Origin of the sequence: Pseudoalteromonas denitrificans DSM 6059, assembly GCF_900112265.1 — a bacterium.
In the GTDB taxonomy this organism is placed as follows: Bacteria; Pseudomonadota; Gammaproteobacteria; order Enterobacterales; family Alteromonadaceae; genus Pseudoalteromonas; species Pseudoalteromonas denitrificans.
This window is the reverse complement of the sequence record NZ_FOLO01000002.1, coordinates 117,064-134,965: the sequence shown is the minus strand read 5'-3', so window position 1 is coordinate 134,965 and position 17,902 is coordinate 117,064. Positions and strand designations below refer to the sequence as shown.

Sequence of the window (17,902 nt, the reverse complement as noted above, 5' to 3'; positions counted from 1 at the left end):
GTGATTATGAAAAACAGTTTGTATCTTTTAATATTTCTAATTAATTTCATTTCGTTGAAAGCCAACTCTGTTACTTTAAAAGTAGGAATAATAGACTACCCACCCCATGTTGATTTTAAAAATAACATTAGAAATGATAAAGCTTACAAATATGTTCATGCTATTTTAGAAAGTAAATTTTCAAATGTTGAATACATTCAATATCCAAGCAAGCGTGCTATTTCAGAGCTTAAAAAGGGTAATATAGATTTACTTTACCCTGTTGATGATCCATTTAATAAGTTAAAACATTTATCCAAAGCATTTTTTCATTCAACACCTGGGCTTTGCTTTAAAAAGAAAAATTTCATACCGATTCTCAGTGCAACGCATCTTTTTAAAGGGTTAGCAATTGGCATACCTTCAGGCACAAAAATAGTGCCTACGCTTAAAAGCTCTTCAGCCAATTTAATAGATATAAAAGGAACAAATTCATTGAATAGAGGAATAGAGTTGCTGAAGTTAGGCCGTATAGACGCATTATTTCATCCAAATCCAATCAAGCTATATCATTTAACAAACCCACTCTCAAAAGAGATTGCCTGCTCCTATTTTCATGGCTACTCTTCAGGTGTATATATTGCTACAAAGCCCGGAATGGATAAAGAAACATACAAAAAAATTGACGATGCATTTACTTTAGCCTTAAATGAAACATCTTATGAATTTTACTTTACACAAAATTAGGTAAATTCACTCACGATACAGTTCCTTCCTTTATTTTTAGCTTTATATAAATACTCATCAGCATGTTGAAATAAACTAACAAAATCATTTTGCTTTTCGCTAAATTGAGCAATTCCAAAACTGGCTGTCACTTTAATTACCCGATTATCATATTCTAAAGATAAATCCTCTATTGCAAGCTTGATTCTCTGTGCAATAACATATGCTTGAGCAGATGAAGCACCAGACAATACCGCTAAAAACTCTTCACCACCCACTCGCCCCAAAACATCTTTCTCACGAATATATCCACTAGCCACCTTAGCAACCGCAATCAGGACATTATCTCCAGCTAGGTGACCAAAAGTATCATTAACATATTTAAAATGATCAATATCAAAAATAATAATTGAAAAATTTTGTGCCGTTAATTGCGACTGTTTAAGCGCTCGCTCAGCATAATAAAAACTATATCTACGATTCGCTAATTGCGTTAATTCATCAGTATTTGCCAATCGATTTAATTTTTTACTTGTTTTGATTTGTTTATGAAATAAATAAACAAGAATTATAATAAATAAAACCGCTATGATAATAACTAAATTTTGTATCTGATTTTTATGCGATGAGTTTTCAAGCTCTGTCGCTGCTAATTTTTTATCTTTTTCAAGTAATTGATTTTTTAATTCAGCTTGCTCCGTATCAAACATTATTTTGTATTTTGAACGTGTATTTTCACGAATGACATCATGGTAATTATCATATAATTCACTTGATTTTTTTAATAATAAATAGGCTGATTTAAAATCATTACGACTCATTGCAATATCAATTTTAATATCAAAATATGTTACAAAAAGATTCACGTTCTTGTCTTTATCTAATTTACTTAAATAAACTTCAGCCTCCTTTATTGCTGTTGTTGCCTTTTTAATCTTATTTTTTATTATTGCGAGTTTCGCTTTAATCAATAAATGACTTGAATAGCTATAAGGGCTATTAACTTTATAAATTAATTCATCAGCTTTAGACCAGTATAAAAAAGACTTTTCATACTCTTCCTTTTTCAAAAAAACTTTACTCAACCCTGAAAAAGCAAAAAGTTGACTATTTTGATCGTTAAATGATTTTGATAACTCGAGTACTTTTTGGTAACTCAACAGTGCTTTATCATAGTTTTTGGCAAATAAATAAGTAGTGGCCTGACTTTCAATTGTCAACATTTCATCATAAAAGTATTCATTGGATTTAAAATAATCTATTGCTTCATTTTGTAATAAAATCGCTTTTTTAAAGTCTTTTATATAGGTATAAGAATTAGCCATATTTAATTTTAAGTAAGCCATCTTGAGCTCATTTTTTGATGCTGCAATCAAAATATAAGCTTTGTTAAAGTATTTTAACGCTTCAATATCATTATGATTTACAGCATATATTGCAGCCAGTACATTATATGATTCAGATATAAGTTCATTATTTTGTGCACTTTTAGCCAAATCAATTGCCTGATGAAATACTGTTATTGCAGCATCAGCACTGCCTTGTGCATCTAAAACACTTCCATAGGTCAATAAAATTTCAACTCCCGTTTTACCTTTTAAAACAGGCATGTACTTCTTGCTTTTACTAATAAGGGTTAAGCTTTCATCAAAATTACCAAAATAATATTGATAAGTTGCCAACCGACTATATATTGCAGCAAAATCAAAATCAGAAAACTTGTTAGAGTGGTTTTTTTTTAGATTTTTCACAAATTCATGTGCTAAGTGAGGGTTTTTATCATTAAGTTTATCGGCCTTATCTAAAGATTCTTGCAACCAGACAGGGTGTGACTCAATAGCCGAAGTTTTTAGGCAATAAAACATAATAAAAAACAATAGAATCAATTGTACTATTATGACAAGTAGTTTTTTTATATGTATTAATAACACTTTGTTACCCTTCAATTTTAATGTCTGATAAATATAAATTGAAACTTATAACCATTTAGCAAGTGTTTTGTAGATTTCATCTACATCAAAAGGTTTTGATAAATAATCATCCATTCCAGCTTCTTTACATTGATCTTTCGTTTCTTGTAGGGCACTTGCAGTCAAAGCAATAATTGGGGTTGTAATTCCTAACTCTCTAATTTTTGTTGTAGCTTCAAAACCATCCATTTTAGGCATTAAACAATCCATTAAAATTACTTCATAAGATTTTTGTTGTACTTTATCTATTGCTTCTATGCCGTCATTAGCAATATCTAAACTATTATTTTTTAAAATTTCATTCACTATTTTTTGGTTAATTAACACATCTTCAACTAACAATATTTTCTTACCAGTAATTTCAATTTCTAAATCCTTCTCTTCAGCTTCATAAGTAATAAGATCCAATACTTCAAAAGATAAGTCAAAAATAAAACTAGCGCCTTTTCCTAACTCACTTTCAATCCAAATTTTCCCTCCCATTAATTCAACGAGACTTTTACATATAGCTAAACCTAAACCTGTACCACCATATTTACGGGTTGTTGAGGTATCAGCTTGTACAAATTTAGAAAAAAGTTTATCAATTTGACTCTGACTTAGCCCTATTCCAGTGTCGGTCACACTGAACCTAACTGTGCAATGCTTTAGATTAGACTGTAAAACATCAGCAAGAATAGTTACCTGACCCGCTTTAGTGAACTTAAAAGCATTACTTATTAAATTTACTAAAACTTGCCTGATTCTTGTTTCATCAAGTCTTAAATTATGTTTAATTGATGGCTCAATTTTAGAGATTAATTTAATGTTACGGTTTTTAGCTGTCACTTCAAACATACTTACAGTTGTTTTCAATATTTTGTTTAAATCCCTTTTTTGTAGATCTAAAATAAGCTTTCCAGCATCTATTTTAGAAAAATCTAAAATATCATTGATTACAGACAATAATTGCTTACCTGATGCTATGATAGTTTCACAATATTCTTTTTGCTCTCCTCTTAAATGTGTCTTATTTAATAATGATGATATTCCAACTACACCATTTAGAGGTGTTCTTATTTCATGACTCATAACAGCCAAAAAATCAGACTTGGATTTAGCAGCCTGTTCACTGAGCTCCTTTTGTAATTTTAAATTTTCTCGATTTTCAAAAAAATCAGACATTAGCTTATTATAAGCGCTAATTAAATATCCAAATTCATCATGTGATTTATATTGCAGTGCTATAGGTTTATCATTTAAGTGAGCATGTTTGATTTCTTGGATCAAAAGATTCATTGGACGATATATTTGAAACTTAAATAAGAACAAGGTAAACGAAACTGCAAATGCTAAACCTATAATTGCCGAAAAAATTAATATTTGAGTTTTTTCATGTAAAAAACCAGTCACTTTATGATCACTTAATCTAATAATAAATATAAGTTTTTCAATTGATTTTTTGTCTTTACTAACAGCGTTAAACAATGAAGTATAAATAATTCCTTCACCTCCAATTAATTGATTATTTCTTTTTGTTAAATCAATTTTCTCCAAAGAAGCTTTTAGGTCATTTTGTATATAGTACAAGGATTGATTTTTTAACTTATTAAGATTACTGACTAATATTTTTTTTGTTTTAGCATTTACTATAAATAAATGGCTAACATCATCAATAGCGCTTAGTGAGCTTATTATATGTGCAATATTAGCTGAATGCATATTAGTTTGAGCTGTTCCAATAACAGTTTCAGCCATTAATTTAGCTTCATTTAAAAGCAAAACCTCTTTCAAGTTTTTGGACACGTTATTATTTATAAGCAGTAAAGCACTAATTACCACTGTATAGGACAGAATAAGACCAATGCTGATTTTAGTCCTTAAATTAACCCCCCTATTTTTAAGCATTATTGTGCCATAGTTAAATAGCGAGGCAGTATTTGGCAATCAAATGAAATACTTTTTGTTATCATTAATGTTTGACACACTTCATTTATATTTTTTTTAAGCTGAATTGAACTTAACACTTTTAATTGTTCAGATGCCGGTAAGATATAAAGCCCTGTTAGTGCTTCAGTAAACTCTTTAACACTAATCCCCTCTCTTTGAGCCATAATTTCATATGCATCTTGCTGATTTGTTTTAGCGTAATTAAGGGACCTTTCCCATACTTTGTGAAACTTTTTTAGCCACGAAGGATCTTGCTTTAATATACTTGAATCAACTGAAATGGTATCAACAACATCGTTAGGAATTTCAGCTGAAGTAAAAATTTTTAAACTATTCGTTTTATTTAAAAGTTCAATTGAATAAGGAGGGTATGTAACGATTGCTTCAATTTCATTTATATTTATCGCATTTAAAGCATTTAGTTGCTCAACATTTATTACCTCAACATCAGCTAAAGATAAGCCATTTTTTTTAAGTGCTTTAACTAAAACAAACATGCCTAAAGAGCCAATTTCAGCACCGACTCTTTTCCCTTTAAGCTCTCTTACTGATGTAATATTTTCATTTGATAAAATCACATCACCACCGTTAGAATAATCAGGAATTAGTACTAAACTAGTTGGTTTTTTTAACTCTCCAGCACTTGTAACAGCTTCAATCATTGTTGTAGCCATTGCATTTGCATGGCCTTGAGCATACATACGCTGTACATCCGCTAAAGATGGTGCCTCTATTAGTTCAACATTAAGCCCTTCTTGCAAAAAAAAACCTTTCTCAGATGCTAAATATAAAAATTCATATCCAGGCCAAGGATTAATCGCCAACTTCACTTTTGGACTCTTAGTTATTTTTGAACAAGATAACAAAAAAACAGCTAATGCTATTAAAAATATTGATTTCATAACAGTTCCTTAAGTTATTCTACTCAATTATAGATTAATAATTTCATTCTTTTTTATTTTTAATTAATAAGAAACAAAAGTTTGAGCTTATATATTTTTTAAGTTTACTTCTCAAGCTAGATTTACACTCACATAAGCCCCATTCACCAAAAATAAACTAAACAGTTTATTTCCATAACATTTATCTCTCTTAATTTGAGAAACTGAAATAAAAAGAAGTTTTACTAATTATCTATTTAAAACTACTAAATTTTTAGGCCACTTCTATACTTATTACTGTTTCAGCCTAATAGTATAAATTGAAATAAGGGTTCAAATGAATAGCATTGAACATTTTGTTGAGATTGGTATCGCATTATCATCAGAAAAAAACCATCATGTCTTATTAGAAAAAATTCTAAAAAGTGCCATGCAATTAGCCAGTGCGGATGCTGGCACTATCTACTCTGTTTCTTCAGAAAATAAGCTCGTATTTGAAACTTTATTAAATAACAGTTTGAATTCACACTTAGGCGGTACAACAGGGAAAGCAATAGAGTATCCTAATATTCCCGTTTTTCAATTTGGTGAAATAAATAAAAATGCGATGGTAGCCGTTGCCGCCGCTTCTGGTGAAATAATCAACATTAAAGATGCCTACACTAATACTGACTATAACTTTTGCGCTGCTAAAGAAATGGATAAGTTGACAGGATATAAAACGCAATCTGTTTTAACTTTACCAATGAAAAACCACCAAGAAGAATTAAATGGTGTCATACAACTTATTAATGCAAGTGATGGAAATGGCAATGTCATACCTTTTAGCGATGATATTCAGCGTACAACACACGCACTGACTTCATTAGCAGCCATTATAATTACCAATAAACAACTCATAAATGAAATGGAACATTTATTTAGTTCATTTTCAAAATTAATCGCATCTGCCATTGATAAAAAATCCCCCTATACAGGAGAGCATTGCCGTAGGGTGCCAGTTATTACAATGATGTTAGCTAAAGCTTGTCATAAAACAACATCAGGACCATTAAATGAATTTCATATGGACAAAGAAGATTTTCACGAACTCAATGTCGCAGCCTGGTTACACGACTGTGGTAAAATTGCAACACCAGAATATGTAATGGATAAACCAACAAAATTGTCCACTGTTTTTGATCGAATTGAAATAATAGAAGCAAGATTTGAAATCGCATCCAGGGATATTTACAATTCAAAAAAACTAGATGATCAAAACAAAGCTGTATTATTAAAACAATTAGACATTGACAGAGATTTTATTCGCAAAGCAAATACGGGCGGCGAATTTTTTGATAATAATAAAATAAACCATATTTACTCAATTGCGAAACAATATCAAATATCAATAGCTGGTGTTAAACAATCCGTAATAAGTGACGATGAAGTTTATAATCTCATAATTAAACGTGGCACAATAAACCCTAAAGAACGAAAAATTATAAACGGTCATATGGATGTTACCGTTGAAATGCTCGAATCTATGCCCTTTCCTAAACACTTACAACGTGTTCCTGAATTCGCCTGCGGTCACCATGAAAAAATGGATGGCACTGGTTATCCAAAAGGTTTAACCCGAGAACAAATGTCAATCCCCGCAAGAATGATGGCTATTGCCGATGTTTTTGAAGCTTTAACAGCAAATGACCGACCTTATAAACCACCAAAAACACTCTCTGAAACTCTAACCATCATGGGCGTTATGAAATTAGATAATCATCTTGATCCTGACTTATTTGATGTATTTATTAATAAAAAAGTTTACATTGAATTTGCAAAAAAATATTTATTACCAACGCAAATTGACCAATTTGATATAAATGATATTCCAGGGTGCGGTGAATTTTAAATTACTTTCTATCTAACAGAACCGCACCAGAGCCTTCATTTGCTAATTCATCTTCAGGGTTATATATAGGGCAATTTTCCATTGATAAACAACCACAACCTATACAACCTGTGACAGAGTCTCTCAGCTTTTGCATATAAGCAATTCTTGTATCAAGTTGTTTTTGCCAATTTTTAGCAAGATTAGCCCAGTCACCTTTGCAAGGAGTGCGTTCATTAGGTAAATCTGCAAATGTTTGTTTAATGCTATCAAGGGTAATACCTATCTTTTGCGCTGCTTTAATCACTGATATACGCCTTAAAACATCACGTTTATAACGTCTTTGATTTCCTTGATTACGCCAACTTCGGATCAAACCCTTTGTTTCATAAAAATGTAAAGTTGAGACTTTGATCCCACAGCGCTTAGCGACATAACCTACACTCAAGTTTGCTTCTTCTAAATTCATTATAAGCTCAAATATATTTTTCTATTTTATTTCCCTAAATCTGAGTTTAGTAAAATAATTCATTGACCTCAAGTTAACTTGAGATTTTACACTTCTCCTATCAAATAATGAGAGGGTTCAAAAATGAAAGAAATCAATTTTTCAAATAAAGAAAAAAGAACAAAGAACAAACGGTTTTTTTATAATTTTTATCAATTATTTAATGAGGCAATGAAAAATAAATAAGTTAATAAGAAACTACCAACAAAGAAAAGCCATTAAGTATTTTGTAACTTTATGGCTTTATTTTAAAATATTGACATAATCAAGTCATTATATTTACTTTTTCTGCTTCCAAGTCAATTTCATTTCCCTCACCTTCTTTAGGTAAACGTAATCTAAACTCTCTACGCAATAAATAAAAACTGACTGCTGCTTGAATACATACAGTTATTACAGATAAATGCCATAAATTTTCAATGGTAAAATCGCTTTGTTGAGATAACCATAAAGCTGGAACAGCAAAGCTAATTAACCGAGTTCCAGTGCTTATTAATGCAGGCCAAGTATTACCTAAAGACTGAAACATACCAGAACAAGTGAAAACAAGCCCTGATGGAATAAAATTCCAGCAAATCATTTGTAAAAAAACGGCACTAATTAATACAACTTCAGGCTCGTCTACAAAGCCTTTTACTAAAAACTCAGCTTGATATAAACATACTAAAGTAAGTATTAACATTAATGAGCAAGTTAAAATAGCCGACCATTTAAATGTTTCTCTTACGCGAATAAACTTTTCAGCACCAAAGTTTTGCCCTGCAACCGCAGGTGCTGCAAATGCTAAAGCCATTGCAGGTAAAAACAATGACTGCATAATACGCGAACCAAGACCAAAACCCGCTTGCGCATCAGCGCCAAAACGCTGAATTAGCCAATAAATCATGCCCATATAAATAAACATCAAAAAGAATTCGCCACCAGCAGGTAAACCGATAGATGAAATCTTCTTTAAACTTGCTGTATTAGGTCGCCATAAGCTAAAGTCGACACTGATATATTTTTCTGATTTTTTAAAATAAAAACATAGAATAATCACAGCACACACAACTGAAATTGAACTGGCAAAACCTGCACCGGCTATGCCCATTGCATATCCCGTGCCCCAACCTTCAATTAATATCGGTGATAAAATAATATTGATTATAATAGAGATCATTTGCACTAACATGGTTGGTTTAACAACTCCTGTTCCACGTAATGCGGCACTGATAGATACCATTACAAACTGTAAAGCCATACAAGGTATAAACCAGTTTAAATAACTTAAACCTGCCCCAACCGTATCTAGGTCTTGAGACACCATATTTAAGTATGAACTGGCACCAAAGTACCCCGCTATACAAACTATAATACCCACTATGCTTGAAGCCATCATAGATTGATTGAATATTAAATTAGCATCTATTTTATCTTTTCGCCCTACCGCATGAGAAATTGCCGCAGCGGTGCCCACATTCAAAATTTGTGTTAAAGCAAAAATCAAAAACATCGCATTACCAGCAAGACTCAAACCAGCCAGTGCAGCACCACCTAGCTTGCCAACAAAATATAAATCAACTAAGAAATATAGCGTTTGCACAAACATGCCTACCATCATAGGTATGGCCATAGCGATCAAATGTTTAGGTATTGAACCTTGAGTGAGATCTTTCATTGTTTTGGAACTCGAATTTCAATTTTGGAGGAGTTTGTATTCGCGTGTATTCCACACACAATGCAAACTAAACAAGCACTTTATAATGAAGTTGATTTAACTACAATCACTTGAGTATTTTTAAATTGTTACAAAATAAAAAGGCCGCTTCATAAGCGGCCTAATTGAAAAGCATTTTAAAACTAACTAGCAGATTGCTCAGCTTTTCGATCTGCTTTTTCTTGACGACGCTCGCTGATTAACTCTTTAACTTCACCGCCAATATGAGATTCACCGCGTTGCTCAGCTAAAATAATTTGGCGCTCACGTTCAGCAAAACGCTCACGTTGTTTATCAGTCACTTTTTCATGACATCTATGGCAGCTTACGCCTTTAACGTAATGCTCACTTTCTTTTTCAGCTTCAGTTAGAGGGAAACGACATGCAAAACATTGGTCATATTGACCTTGCTCTAAATCATGATTAACCGCTACGCGACCATCAAATACAAAACACTCGCCTTGCCATAATGTTTCATCACTTGGTACTTCTTCAAGATATTTTAAGATACCGCCTTCTAAGTGATAAACTTCTTTAAAACCTTGATCTTTTAAGTAAGCAGTTGATTTTTCACAACGGATGCCGCCAGTACAATACATAGCGACTTTTTTATGTTTATTTTTATCTAAGTTGTTTTTCACATACTCAGGAAATTCACGGAAAGTTTCTGTATTTGGATTTACTGCGTGTTTAAATGTACCAATTTCAATTTCGTAATCGTTACGTGTATCTATTGTGATCACTTCAGGATCAGAAATGAGTGCATTCCAATCTTTCGGCTTTACATATGTGCCAACGACTTGGTTAGGATCAACACCTTCAACACCCATAGTTACGATTTCTTTTTTCAATTTAACTTTTGTACGATGAAATGGATTTTCATCATTAAAAGCCACTTTGTAAGAAATTTTACTTAAGTTAGGATCTTCTGCTAAAAACTGTAAAACTTGTTCAATGCCAGTATGAGAACCAGCGATTGTGCCGTTAATGCCTTCATTTGCAAGCAATAAAGTACCTTTAACATCTAGGCTTTCCATTTTTGCTAATAGTGGCGCGCGTAAAGCTTCAAAATTTTCTAAACGAACAAATTTATATAATGCACAAACTGTTATTTGTGATGCAGACATTGTGTGTTCTCCATTGAACGAACTGGAACGTAAAACCAGTGCTGTAGAAACCCTAACTAGGGCGATTAACATACTCAACTTGATCTAGATCAAGTTTTATTGGGCGCGCATTCTATCAAATATTATTTAACTTGAATAGCGCAACGCAATTTATGTTCAACTTACAGATCAGATTAAAAGTGATATCATTTTATAAATTAATATCAGTTTGCATTATAAAGAAAGCTTAAATTATGAAATTTTCTAACACTTACAGCCAACTAGATAGTGCCTTCTATCAACGTATCGCTCCGACAAAGGTTGCAGCACCGCAATTACTACTTTGGAATAAAAATCTTGCTCAAAGTCTATTGATAGATGAACAGATCACAAATAATCATAATCTATTAGCGCAATACTTTTCTGGTAATCAAATTCCTGATGGCGCAGAACCTATGGCACTGGCTTATAGCGGGCATCAGTTTGGCCACTTTAACCCTAACTTAGGTGACGGTCGCGCCCATTTATTAGGAGAGATCATAGATAATGATAACAAACGATTTGATATTCAATTAAAAGGTTCTGGCCCGACCCAATTTTCAAGACAAGGTGATGGTCGTTGTGCTATAGGCCCAGCTGTGCGTGAATATATTATGAGTGAAGCTATGTTTGCACTTGGTGTGCCAACTTCTCGATGTTTATCAGTAGTTATAACTGGAGAGCCAGTATATAGGGAGCAAGTAATGCCTGGCGCTGTTGTTACCCGTGTCGCATCAAGCCATATTAGAGTGGGAACCTTTCAATATTTTGCTGCAAAAGGTGATTTAGAATCGTTAAACACATTAACTGATTATACAATTAATCGTCACTTTTCGCATATTGATATCAATGCAGAAGATAAAATAGAACAGTTTTTAGTCTGTGCTATCGACAAACAAATTGAATTGATTATTGCCTGGATGCGTGTTGGTTTTATTCATGGTGTAATGAACACAGACAATACAGCAATTTCTGGCGAGACGATAGATTTTGGACCTTGTGCCATGATGAGCCATTACCATTCAGGTACTGTCTTTAGCTCTATTGATAAACAAGGAAGGTACGCATTTGGTAATCAACCTCATATTGCACAGTGGAATATGGCAAGGTTGGCTGAATGTTTATTGCTCTTAGTTGATAGCAACCAAGAAAAAGCATTAGAAAAAATAGAACCTTTAATTATTGCCTTTAATGCTAAATTTGAAACGGCTTATTTTACAATGCTTGCAAATAAATTAGGTTTAAATGAGGTAGCTAAAAAAGACCATCAATTTATAAATGAATTATTAGAGCTGATGCAAAAACAACAACTAGATTATACAAGTACCTTTGCTAAATTAACGGACTCTTTAACGGATACAGATATACAAGACACACTAAAACAACAATTAGGTGATTGGTATGCTAATTGGCTAACAATGCTTGCAAGTAAAAACCAAAGTGCTCAAACAGCTAAAACATTAATGGCAAAAAACAATCCTTTGGTGATCCCAAGAAACCATCATGTTGAAGCGATTTTAGCCGAATATGAAACATCAGGTCAAAGCACTGTAATAGATGACTTTCTTGAAGTCTTACGCTCCCCTTATGAACAACTCAAACGAACAAGCCAATTTCAAGATGAACCTAAAGATGGCGATCACCAATATCGTACTTTTTGTGGTACTTAACACTTAAAACCAGATATAATGCACTTCAAATAAAGAACCAGTCTCATTATTTGAAGTCAGCTCAGCCAATCACATTTAAATTTAATTAAGAGCACTTTTGAAGATAAGTAAACGCCTAAACACAATCAATAATATGATAACAAATCAATATGATCATATTTGGGATTGTTGTTGCGATCACGGGCAATTAGGCATCAAACTATTAGCCAGGCAAGCCGCATCTAAAGTTCATTTTGTTGATGTTGTTGCGCCTCTTATGACTGAACTTGAAGCAAAGTTGCAACAATTTTTTAGTATTAATCCTGACCATAAAAACTGGCAGGTATATTGTTTAGATGTTGCAAAACTCCCCTTACAAAATACATGTAAAAAAAGTAAACAATTGATCATTATTGCAGGTGTGGGTGGAGACTTATTAGTTGAACTAGTTAATAGCATCATTAAAAATCACCCTGAACATAATTTAGAATTTTTATTATGCCCAGTGCATCATCATTTTAAAGTTCGAAAATCGCTTAATGAATTAGAGTTTTGCTTAATTGATGAAGCACTTATTCGTGAAAATAACCGTTTTTATGAAGTTTTACATATCAGTCAAACAGCAAAGCAAGTAATTTCTCCTGTAGGCTCAATCATGTGGGACTTTACAAGAAAAGATGATAAAGATTATCTCACTAAAACAATTAAGCATTACAAGCGAATGGCGCAAAAAACTGATAAAGAAATATTAAATATCATTAAACAATATCAAGCGCTCACTGCTTAACTTGTTGTAGCAATTAAGCTACATCATAAACATACTCAAGATGACAGCTTATAACAATAAATCACCTTCTATTGGTATATAGTCCCTAGCACTATTTATTAAAGCTGAAGCAGTTAATTTGGCAACACCATATACATCGCAAGGTACATTAAATTTGCCTTGTACACGGTCTAACAACATTGCAAAATCACCATCGCCCGAAACTAAAATCACTTTATCAACTTCGCTGGCATAATCCATAATATCAAGTGTGATACCCACATCCCAATCACCTTTGGCACTGCCATCAGCTCTTTGAATAAAAGGCTTTAGTTTCACTTCAAAACCAATTGCCCTTAAAATATTTTGAAATTGCTTTTGTTTTTCATCAGAACGCGCAATAGCATAAGCAAAAGCATATTTAACTTCGCAATTCTCTGTAGCCTGTGCCCAAAATTGATTGTAATCAAAATTACGTTTATACGTTTCTCTACAAGTGTAATAGACATTTTGCACATCAACAAAAATGGCAATTTTATTCAAAATTATATTTCCTTTAATTTATTTGTAATTTTTCATATAAGTTTCAATCATCAAAATTTGTAATACTCACAAACATTTAGCCCCTAAAATATACAAGACATTATGAAATATAACTATAAATTTTAATTTTATTGCCAGTATTTAAAAATTATTGCGAATAAGCACCTACACTTTATTCAAAGGAATTAAAAAATAAAGTCATATGAAGATAAAAAACACCGCTTATTTTTACTTAACCTTCTTTATCTTAGCGCTTCTCTTAAGCATTAAGTTAAATGCTCAAGAAGTTCAATTTTCAGGATTTACAAGACTTGTCACTGGCGCAAGTATTAATGATAAAACACCTTACGAAGAACATCATGGTGATTTTAGCTTTAAACCTGACAGTTTAATCGGTTTACAACTTGACGTTCCTATAAATAAAACTTTTTCTGCAACCGCGCAAATATTAGGAACGCGAGATAAGCATAAAAATTCAGGGCTAGAATGGCTTTATTTAAGTTATACTCCAAATGCATCAACAAATATCAAGCTTGGCCAATTACGAACGTCATTTTTCACTTATAGTGATGTGCTTGATGTCGGTTTTGCCTATCACTGGATCAAGCCTCCAGAAGAAGTATATGCATCATTTTTCTTTTCACATTTTGACGGTATAAACCTTCAACATCATATTGTTAACAAAACCTTTACTACTAAAATAGAAGCTTTTTATGGCAAGTTTAATGATGAAGTCAGTTTTTCAGATCAAACCTTTACACCCGATGTTGAAAATTTTACAGGGCTTGTTTTGACAACAGAATTTAACGCTTTAAGTATTAGAGCGGCTTATTCACAAGCAAATGTTTCAATAAAAGATGATAACTTAATGCCACTCATCACCACTTTACATCAATTAAACCAAAGTACAGCAGCACAAGCACTTCTCATTGATGATAAAATGAAATACTACCAGTTGAGTATTAATTACGATGCTTTTGATTATTTTATTAAAACTGAATGGCTTAGTTTAAAACATGATTTACACCTAATAGGCGAAGGTACCAGCTATTACATCAGCACAGGTTATCAATTAAATGATTACACTTTTCACTTAACTTATGCAGATAGAGATGATAATTTTAGCCGAAAACTTCCAAGCTTAAGTTTACCATCAACCCCAAGTTTAAAACCTTTAATTTCAACTTATAATGGAATACAAGCTGAACTGATAGAAGCAGATCAAAACTCTTGGTCCCTTGGCGTAAGGTGGGATTTAAAATCGGACTTAGCCTTAAAAGCAGAACTCAAACGCACTCATTATTCATTCACTCATAATAATGTTAATGTTTTAATGCTTGCGCTTGACTGGGTATTCTAATGAAGAATTTTACTAAAGCGATTTTTTTATTCTCATTTATTATACCTACAAGCTTTGCCCAAGAAAACATATGGGTAATTACACAAAAACTAAGTAGTGAAATTAAACTAAGCAAACAAGAAGTACGCCAAATATATTTAGGTATTAATATAAACCTCACTGATACTATTACATCTTCAGCAACAACATTAAGCAGTTCACATCAAATACGCTCAATATTTAATGCTCAAGTGATAGGACTAACTGAATCAAGACTTCAATCCTATTGGGCACATATGCGCTTTTCAGGTAGAACAAAACCACCAAAAGAGTATCCAACAATCAATTCCTTACTAAAGCATCTTGAAGCCACTAAGGGTAGTATAGGGTACGTGCCAGCAGATACTGAATTACCAGATAACCTAATCGTCATTTACCCTGAAAACTAAGTATTATATCTATTTAAAATCGTGAATTTTAAAGTTAAATATAATACCAATCCATATATATAACTAACTTTCTAATGAAACTTCAAAAGAGTGAGTTACCACACCTTCTCCATGCATGTAAGAAACTGATTTTATAATAATTCACTTCACTATAAAGCTATAGTCATTAAAGCTGAACACTATATTTAATATGAATGATGACAACACAAAGATGGGCTTAAGCAAGCATCAGGTATCTTCATTTTATGTCTTGGAGTGATATAAAGATACGATAATATGGCTCATTGTTTATGCATGCTTTTATAATTCATTACCTTAATAGATTAAAGGTGAATTACGTTCGAACTTTTTCCAGAAAACACATGAGAATTATGAATTGAGTCTACTTTACTTTTTAAATCCTCTAAAGGTACAGGCTTAGAAAAATAATATCCTTGAATTAACTCACAATCAAAATTTGATAAAAATTCATACTGTTCTTTTGTTTCGACACCTTCAGCACATACTTTTAAGTTTAGTTTTTTGGCCAAACCGATAATACTTTCAACAATTAACCTATCGCTATCTGAGCTAAATATTTTTTTTACAAATTGCTGATCAATTTTTAAAGTATTAGCCTTTACTTGAGTCAAATAACTTAAAGACGAATAACCCGTGCCAAAATCATCAAGTGCAATTGAGCACCCCATTTCATTTAATGCTTTAAAAAATAAACTCGCAGACTCAAAGTTTTCGATATAAGATGACTCAGTAACTTCAAATTCAATAGAGTCTGTTTTACTTTTATTTAGTTTAATTAATGCTTCTAAATACTGTATAAACCCTTTTTTAGTAATATCAATCGCTGATACATTAAATGAAGTGATAACTCCAGGACCAAACCAATCATTAATAAATGATAAGTCTTTTAGCCCTTGCTTTAAAACCCAACGCGTAATGTCGTGAACGCGACCGCAATGTTCAGCAACAGGAATAAACTCTGCTGGAGATACTAAACCATCAAATTGACTGTGCCAGCGAATTAAAGCTTCAAAGCCTATAACGCCTAATAAAGGACTGACTTTAGGTTGGTAATATAATTTAAACTCATCATTGCTAATCGCTTTTGCCAGTTCATTTGCTATCAGCATATGCCTATGTTGCACACTTTGCATTTTATCTTCAAAAACAGCAAACTGCCCCCTCCCCCCTTCTTTTGCTTTATACATGGCAACATCAGCATTACTTATTAATGCGGCTGCATCAAAACGATTTTTTTCATTAAATGCAATTCCAATACTCAATCCTGATTGTATTTCCCACTCCTGTACATAAAAATAATTAATGAAGCTTTCTAAAATACGCTGGGCAATACTCACTGCAGTGAGATGGCTAGGCAACTCAGTTAAAATAACAATAAATTCATCACCACCTAAACGCGCTAAGGTGTCTCCTTCCCTTAATTGAGCCTTAACTCTGTCACTAACCAATTGTAATAAAACATCACCAGCATGATGCCCTATCGTATCGTTAACTGTTTTAAAGTCATCTAAATCTAAAAACATCACCGCTAATTCTTGATTTGTTCTTTTGGCTTTAATGAGTTCTTGCTTTAGTAATTCAGAAAATAACTTCCTATTTGGTAACCCTGTTAATTGGTCATAGTCAGCTAAATGCTTCAAAGATTTTTGTTGTTTCAATAATTTTATAGTATGTCTTTTATTTTCAATATCTTGTTCATTAATAATGGATAGCATTTCATTTATATTTGAGCCAAGAACTGAAACTTCATCTTGCCCATGCCCTTTATATCTCAGTTGATAGTTTTTTGTTTTTCCAACACTCGAAACTAAATGAGATAAATTAATAAGTGGTGTAATAATGCCACTTTGAACCCAATGAGATAAAACAAAAATAATTAAAATAATCAGTAAAATTAGGGGGATTAATTGCGTAATAAAGACTTGCATATTTCGAGATAATTGATTGGATAAGTCTGCCACAATAATTAAGTTACCAGTAGAGAATTGCTCATCCCCAATTAAATGAATTTCCATCAAGCTCTCAATAAAATCTGAACCTTGATTTTTTAGTATTCTTTCCCAATCTTGTGTAGAAAAACCTTCAGTATCAAGATTAAACTCAGGGTTTAAATATTGTGCAACCACTTTATTTGATTTATTTAACACAACCCCAAATTTAATTTGCTGATAACGCTCAAGTTTCAATAAAGTTGTGGTTAATCCGATAAATTCAGGTTGTGGTGCAGCCATATATGGAAATAACTCATCAGATAAGTTACTACTTAAGGCATACAGGTTTGTAGCCAAGTTTTCTTTATATAGTTTTTGGTGTTGATACAAAGTTAAAAAAGTAATAGCTAAAGCACACAAAAAGACCACAATAAATGTGATGGAAATTAACTTTGTTTTAATGCTTATTGAGTTCAAATCCATTTTAATCCAGTGCTGCA

14 protein-coding genes are annotated in these 17,902 nt (G+C 32.3%); 6 read left to right on the top strand and 8 right to left on the bottom strand.

All coding sequences use genetic code 11. From position 1 onward, the window contains the following. The first annotated feature begins 6 nt into the window (after positions 1–6). Entirely contained in the window at positions 7–726 is a 720-nt protein-coding gene (locus BM088_RS02035; protein WP_177207927.1) for a substrate-binding periplasmic protein, read from the top strand. Here the strand turns inward: BM088_RS02035 and BM088_RS02030 are convergent. The 3 genes from BM088_RS02030 to BM088_RS02020 all read right to left on the bottom strand — a co-directional run bounded on the left by BM088_RS02030 (position 723) and on the right by BM088_RS02020 (position 5,506). Beyond that, positions 723–2,570 carry a tetratricopeptide repeat-containing diguanylate cyclase gene (locus BM088_RS02030; RefSeq protein WP_143085022.1) on the bottom strand — a complete coding sequence of 616 codons (1,848 nt, stop codon included), beginning with the start codon at positions 2,568–2,570 and terminating at the stop codon, positions 723–725. The genes BM088_RS02035 and BM088_RS02030 overlap by 4 nt on opposite strands. Positions 2,571–2,681: 111 nt before the next feature. Continuing rightward, on the bottom strand, positions 2,682–4,562 hold the full coding sequence (locus tag BM088_RS02025) for an ATP-binding protein (protein WP_091979378.1): 1,881 nt from the start codon (positions 4,560–4,562) through the stop codon (positions 2,682–2,684). Beyond that, the gene (locus BM088_RS02020) at positions 4,562–5,506 is read right to left on the bottom strand and encodes an ABC transporter substrate-binding protein (protein WP_091979376.1); all 945 of its coding nucleotides are present in this window, start codon (positions 5,504–5,506) and stop codon (positions 4,562–4,564) included. The genes BM088_RS02025 and BM088_RS02020 overlap by 1 nt, the downstream gene beginning before the upstream one ends. Positions 5,507–5,822: 316 nt before the next feature. On the opposite strand from BM088_RS02020, the gene BM088_RS02015 reads away from it, so the two are divergent. After that, a complete protein-coding gene (locus tag BM088_RS02015) occupies positions 5,823–7,376 on the top strand; it encodes an HD family phosphohydrolase (RefSeq protein WP_091979373.1) in 1,554 nt (517 codons plus the stop codon). Position 7,377: 1 nt separating this feature from the next. Here BM088_RS02015 and soxR read toward each other — a convergent pair whose 3' ends face one another. The 3 genes from soxR to trhO all read right to left on the bottom strand — a co-directional run bounded on the left by soxR (position 7,378) and on the right by trhO (position 10,686). Further along, a complete protein-coding gene (gene soxR / locus BM088_RS02010) occupies positions 7,378–7,824 on the bottom strand; it encodes a redox-sensitive transcriptional activator SoxR (RefSeq protein ID WP_091979371.1) in 447 nt (148 codons plus the stop codon). Between the two features lie 304 nt (positions 7,825–8,128). Further along, positions 8,129–9,520 (bottom strand): MATE family efflux transporter, encoded by a 1,392-nt coding sequence (locus tag BM088_RS02005; RefSeq protein ID WP_177207926.1) that lies wholly within the window; start codon positions 9,518–9,520, stop codon positions 8,129–8,131. A gap of 182 nt (positions 9,521–9,702) precedes the next feature. After that, positions 9,703–10,686, bottom strand: a complete 984-nt coding sequence (trhO, locus tag BM088_RS02000) for an oxygen-dependent tRNA uridine(34) hydroxylase TrhO (protein ID WP_091979369.1) — start codon at positions 10,684–10,686, stop codon at positions 9,703–9,705. Between the two features lie 233 nt (positions 10,687–10,919). Between trhO and BM088_RS01995 the strand changes: the two genes are divergently transcribed. Next, the gene (locus tag BM088_RS01995) at positions 10,920–12,374 is read left to right on the top strand and encodes a protein adenylyltransferase SelO (protein WP_091979366.1); all 1,455 of its coding nucleotides are present in this window, start codon (positions 10,920–10,922) and stop codon (positions 12,372–12,374) included. A gap of 97 nt (positions 12,375–12,471) precedes the next feature. Beyond that, the gene (locus BM088_RS01990; protein ID WP_091979364.1) at positions 12,472–13,140 is read left to right on the top strand and encodes a tRNA (adenine(22)-N(1))-methyltransferase; all 669 of its coding nucleotides are present in this window, start codon (positions 12,472–12,474) and stop codon (positions 13,138–13,140) included. Between the two features lie 48 nt (positions 13,141–13,188). Here BM088_RS01990 and BM088_RS01985 read toward each other — a convergent pair whose 3' ends face one another. Then, positions 13,189–13,662 carry a LabA-like NYN domain-containing protein gene (locus BM088_RS01985; RefSeq protein WP_091979362.1) on the bottom strand — a complete coding sequence of 158 codons (474 nt, stop codon included), beginning with the start codon at positions 13,660–13,662 and terminating at the stop codon, positions 13,189–13,191. A 202-nt stretch (positions 13,663–13,864) separates the two neighbouring features. Here BM088_RS01985 and BM088_RS01980 point away from each other — a divergent pair, with 202 nt between their 5' ends. Next, entirely contained in the window at positions 13,865–15,022 is a 1,158-nt protein-coding gene (locus BM088_RS01980; RefSeq protein WP_091979360.1) for a hypothetical protein, read from the top strand. Then, positions 15,022–15,450 (top strand): hypothetical protein, encoded by a 429-nt coding sequence (locus BM088_RS01975; RefSeq protein WP_091979358.1) that lies wholly within the window; start codon positions 15,022–15,024, stop codon positions 15,448–15,450. Before BM088_RS01980 ends, BM088_RS01975 begins: the two co-directional genes overlap by 1 nt. A 323-nt stretch (positions 15,451–15,773) precedes the next feature. Here the strand turns inward: BM088_RS01975 and BM088_RS01970 are convergent, their stop codons facing one another. Beyond that, a complete protein-coding gene (locus BM088_RS01970; RefSeq protein ID WP_177207925.1) occupies positions 15,774–17,885 on the bottom strand; it encodes an EAL domain-containing protein in 2,112 nt (703 codons plus the stop codon). Positions 17,886–17,902: the final 17 nt, after the last annotated feature.

Coding starts and splice junctions, on each gene's coding strand:
- BM088_RS02035 (WP_177207927.1), top strand. CDS start 7: ATGAAAAACAGTTTGTATCTTTTAATATTTCTAATTAATTTCATTTCG.
- BM088_RS02030 (WP_143085022.1), bottom strand. CDS start 2,570: ATGTTTTATTGCCTAAAAACTTCGGCTATTGAGTCACACCCTGTCTGG.
- BM088_RS02025 (WP_091979378.1), bottom strand. CDS start 4,562: ATGCTTAAAAATAGGGGGGTTAATTTAAGGACTAAAATCAGCATTGGT.
- BM088_RS02020 (WP_091979376.1), bottom strand. CDS start 5,506: ATGAAATCAATATTTTTAATAGCATTAGCTGTTTTTTTGTTATCTTGT.
- BM088_RS02015 (WP_091979373.1), top strand. CDS start 5,823: ATGAATAGCATTGAACATTTTGTTGAGATTGGTATCGCATTATCATCA.
- soxR (WP_091979371.1), bottom strand. CDS start 7,824: ATGAATTTAGAAGAAGCAAACTTGAGTGTAGGTTATGTCGCTAAGCGC.
- BM088_RS02005 (WP_177207926.1), bottom strand. CDS start 9,520: ATGAAAGATCTCACTCAAGGTTCAATACCTAAACATTTGATCGCTATG.
- trhO (WP_091979369.1), bottom strand. CDS start 10,686: ATGTCTGCATCACAAATAACAGTTTGTGCATTATATAAATTTGTTCGT.
- BM088_RS01995 (WP_091979366.1), top strand. CDS start 10,920: ATGAAATTTTCTAACACTTACAGCCAACTAGATAGTGCCTTCTATCAA.
- BM088_RS01980 (WP_091979360.1), top strand. CDS start 13,865: ATGAAGATAAAAAACACCGCTTATTTTTACTTAACCTTCTTTATCTTA.
- BM088_RS01975 (WP_091979358.1), top strand. CDS start 15,022: ATGAAGAATTTTACTAAAGCGATTTTTTTATTCTCATTTATTATACCT.
- BM088_RS01970 (WP_177207925.1), bottom strand. CDS start 17,885: ATGGATTTGAACTCAATAAGCATTAAAACAAAGTTAATTTCCATCACA.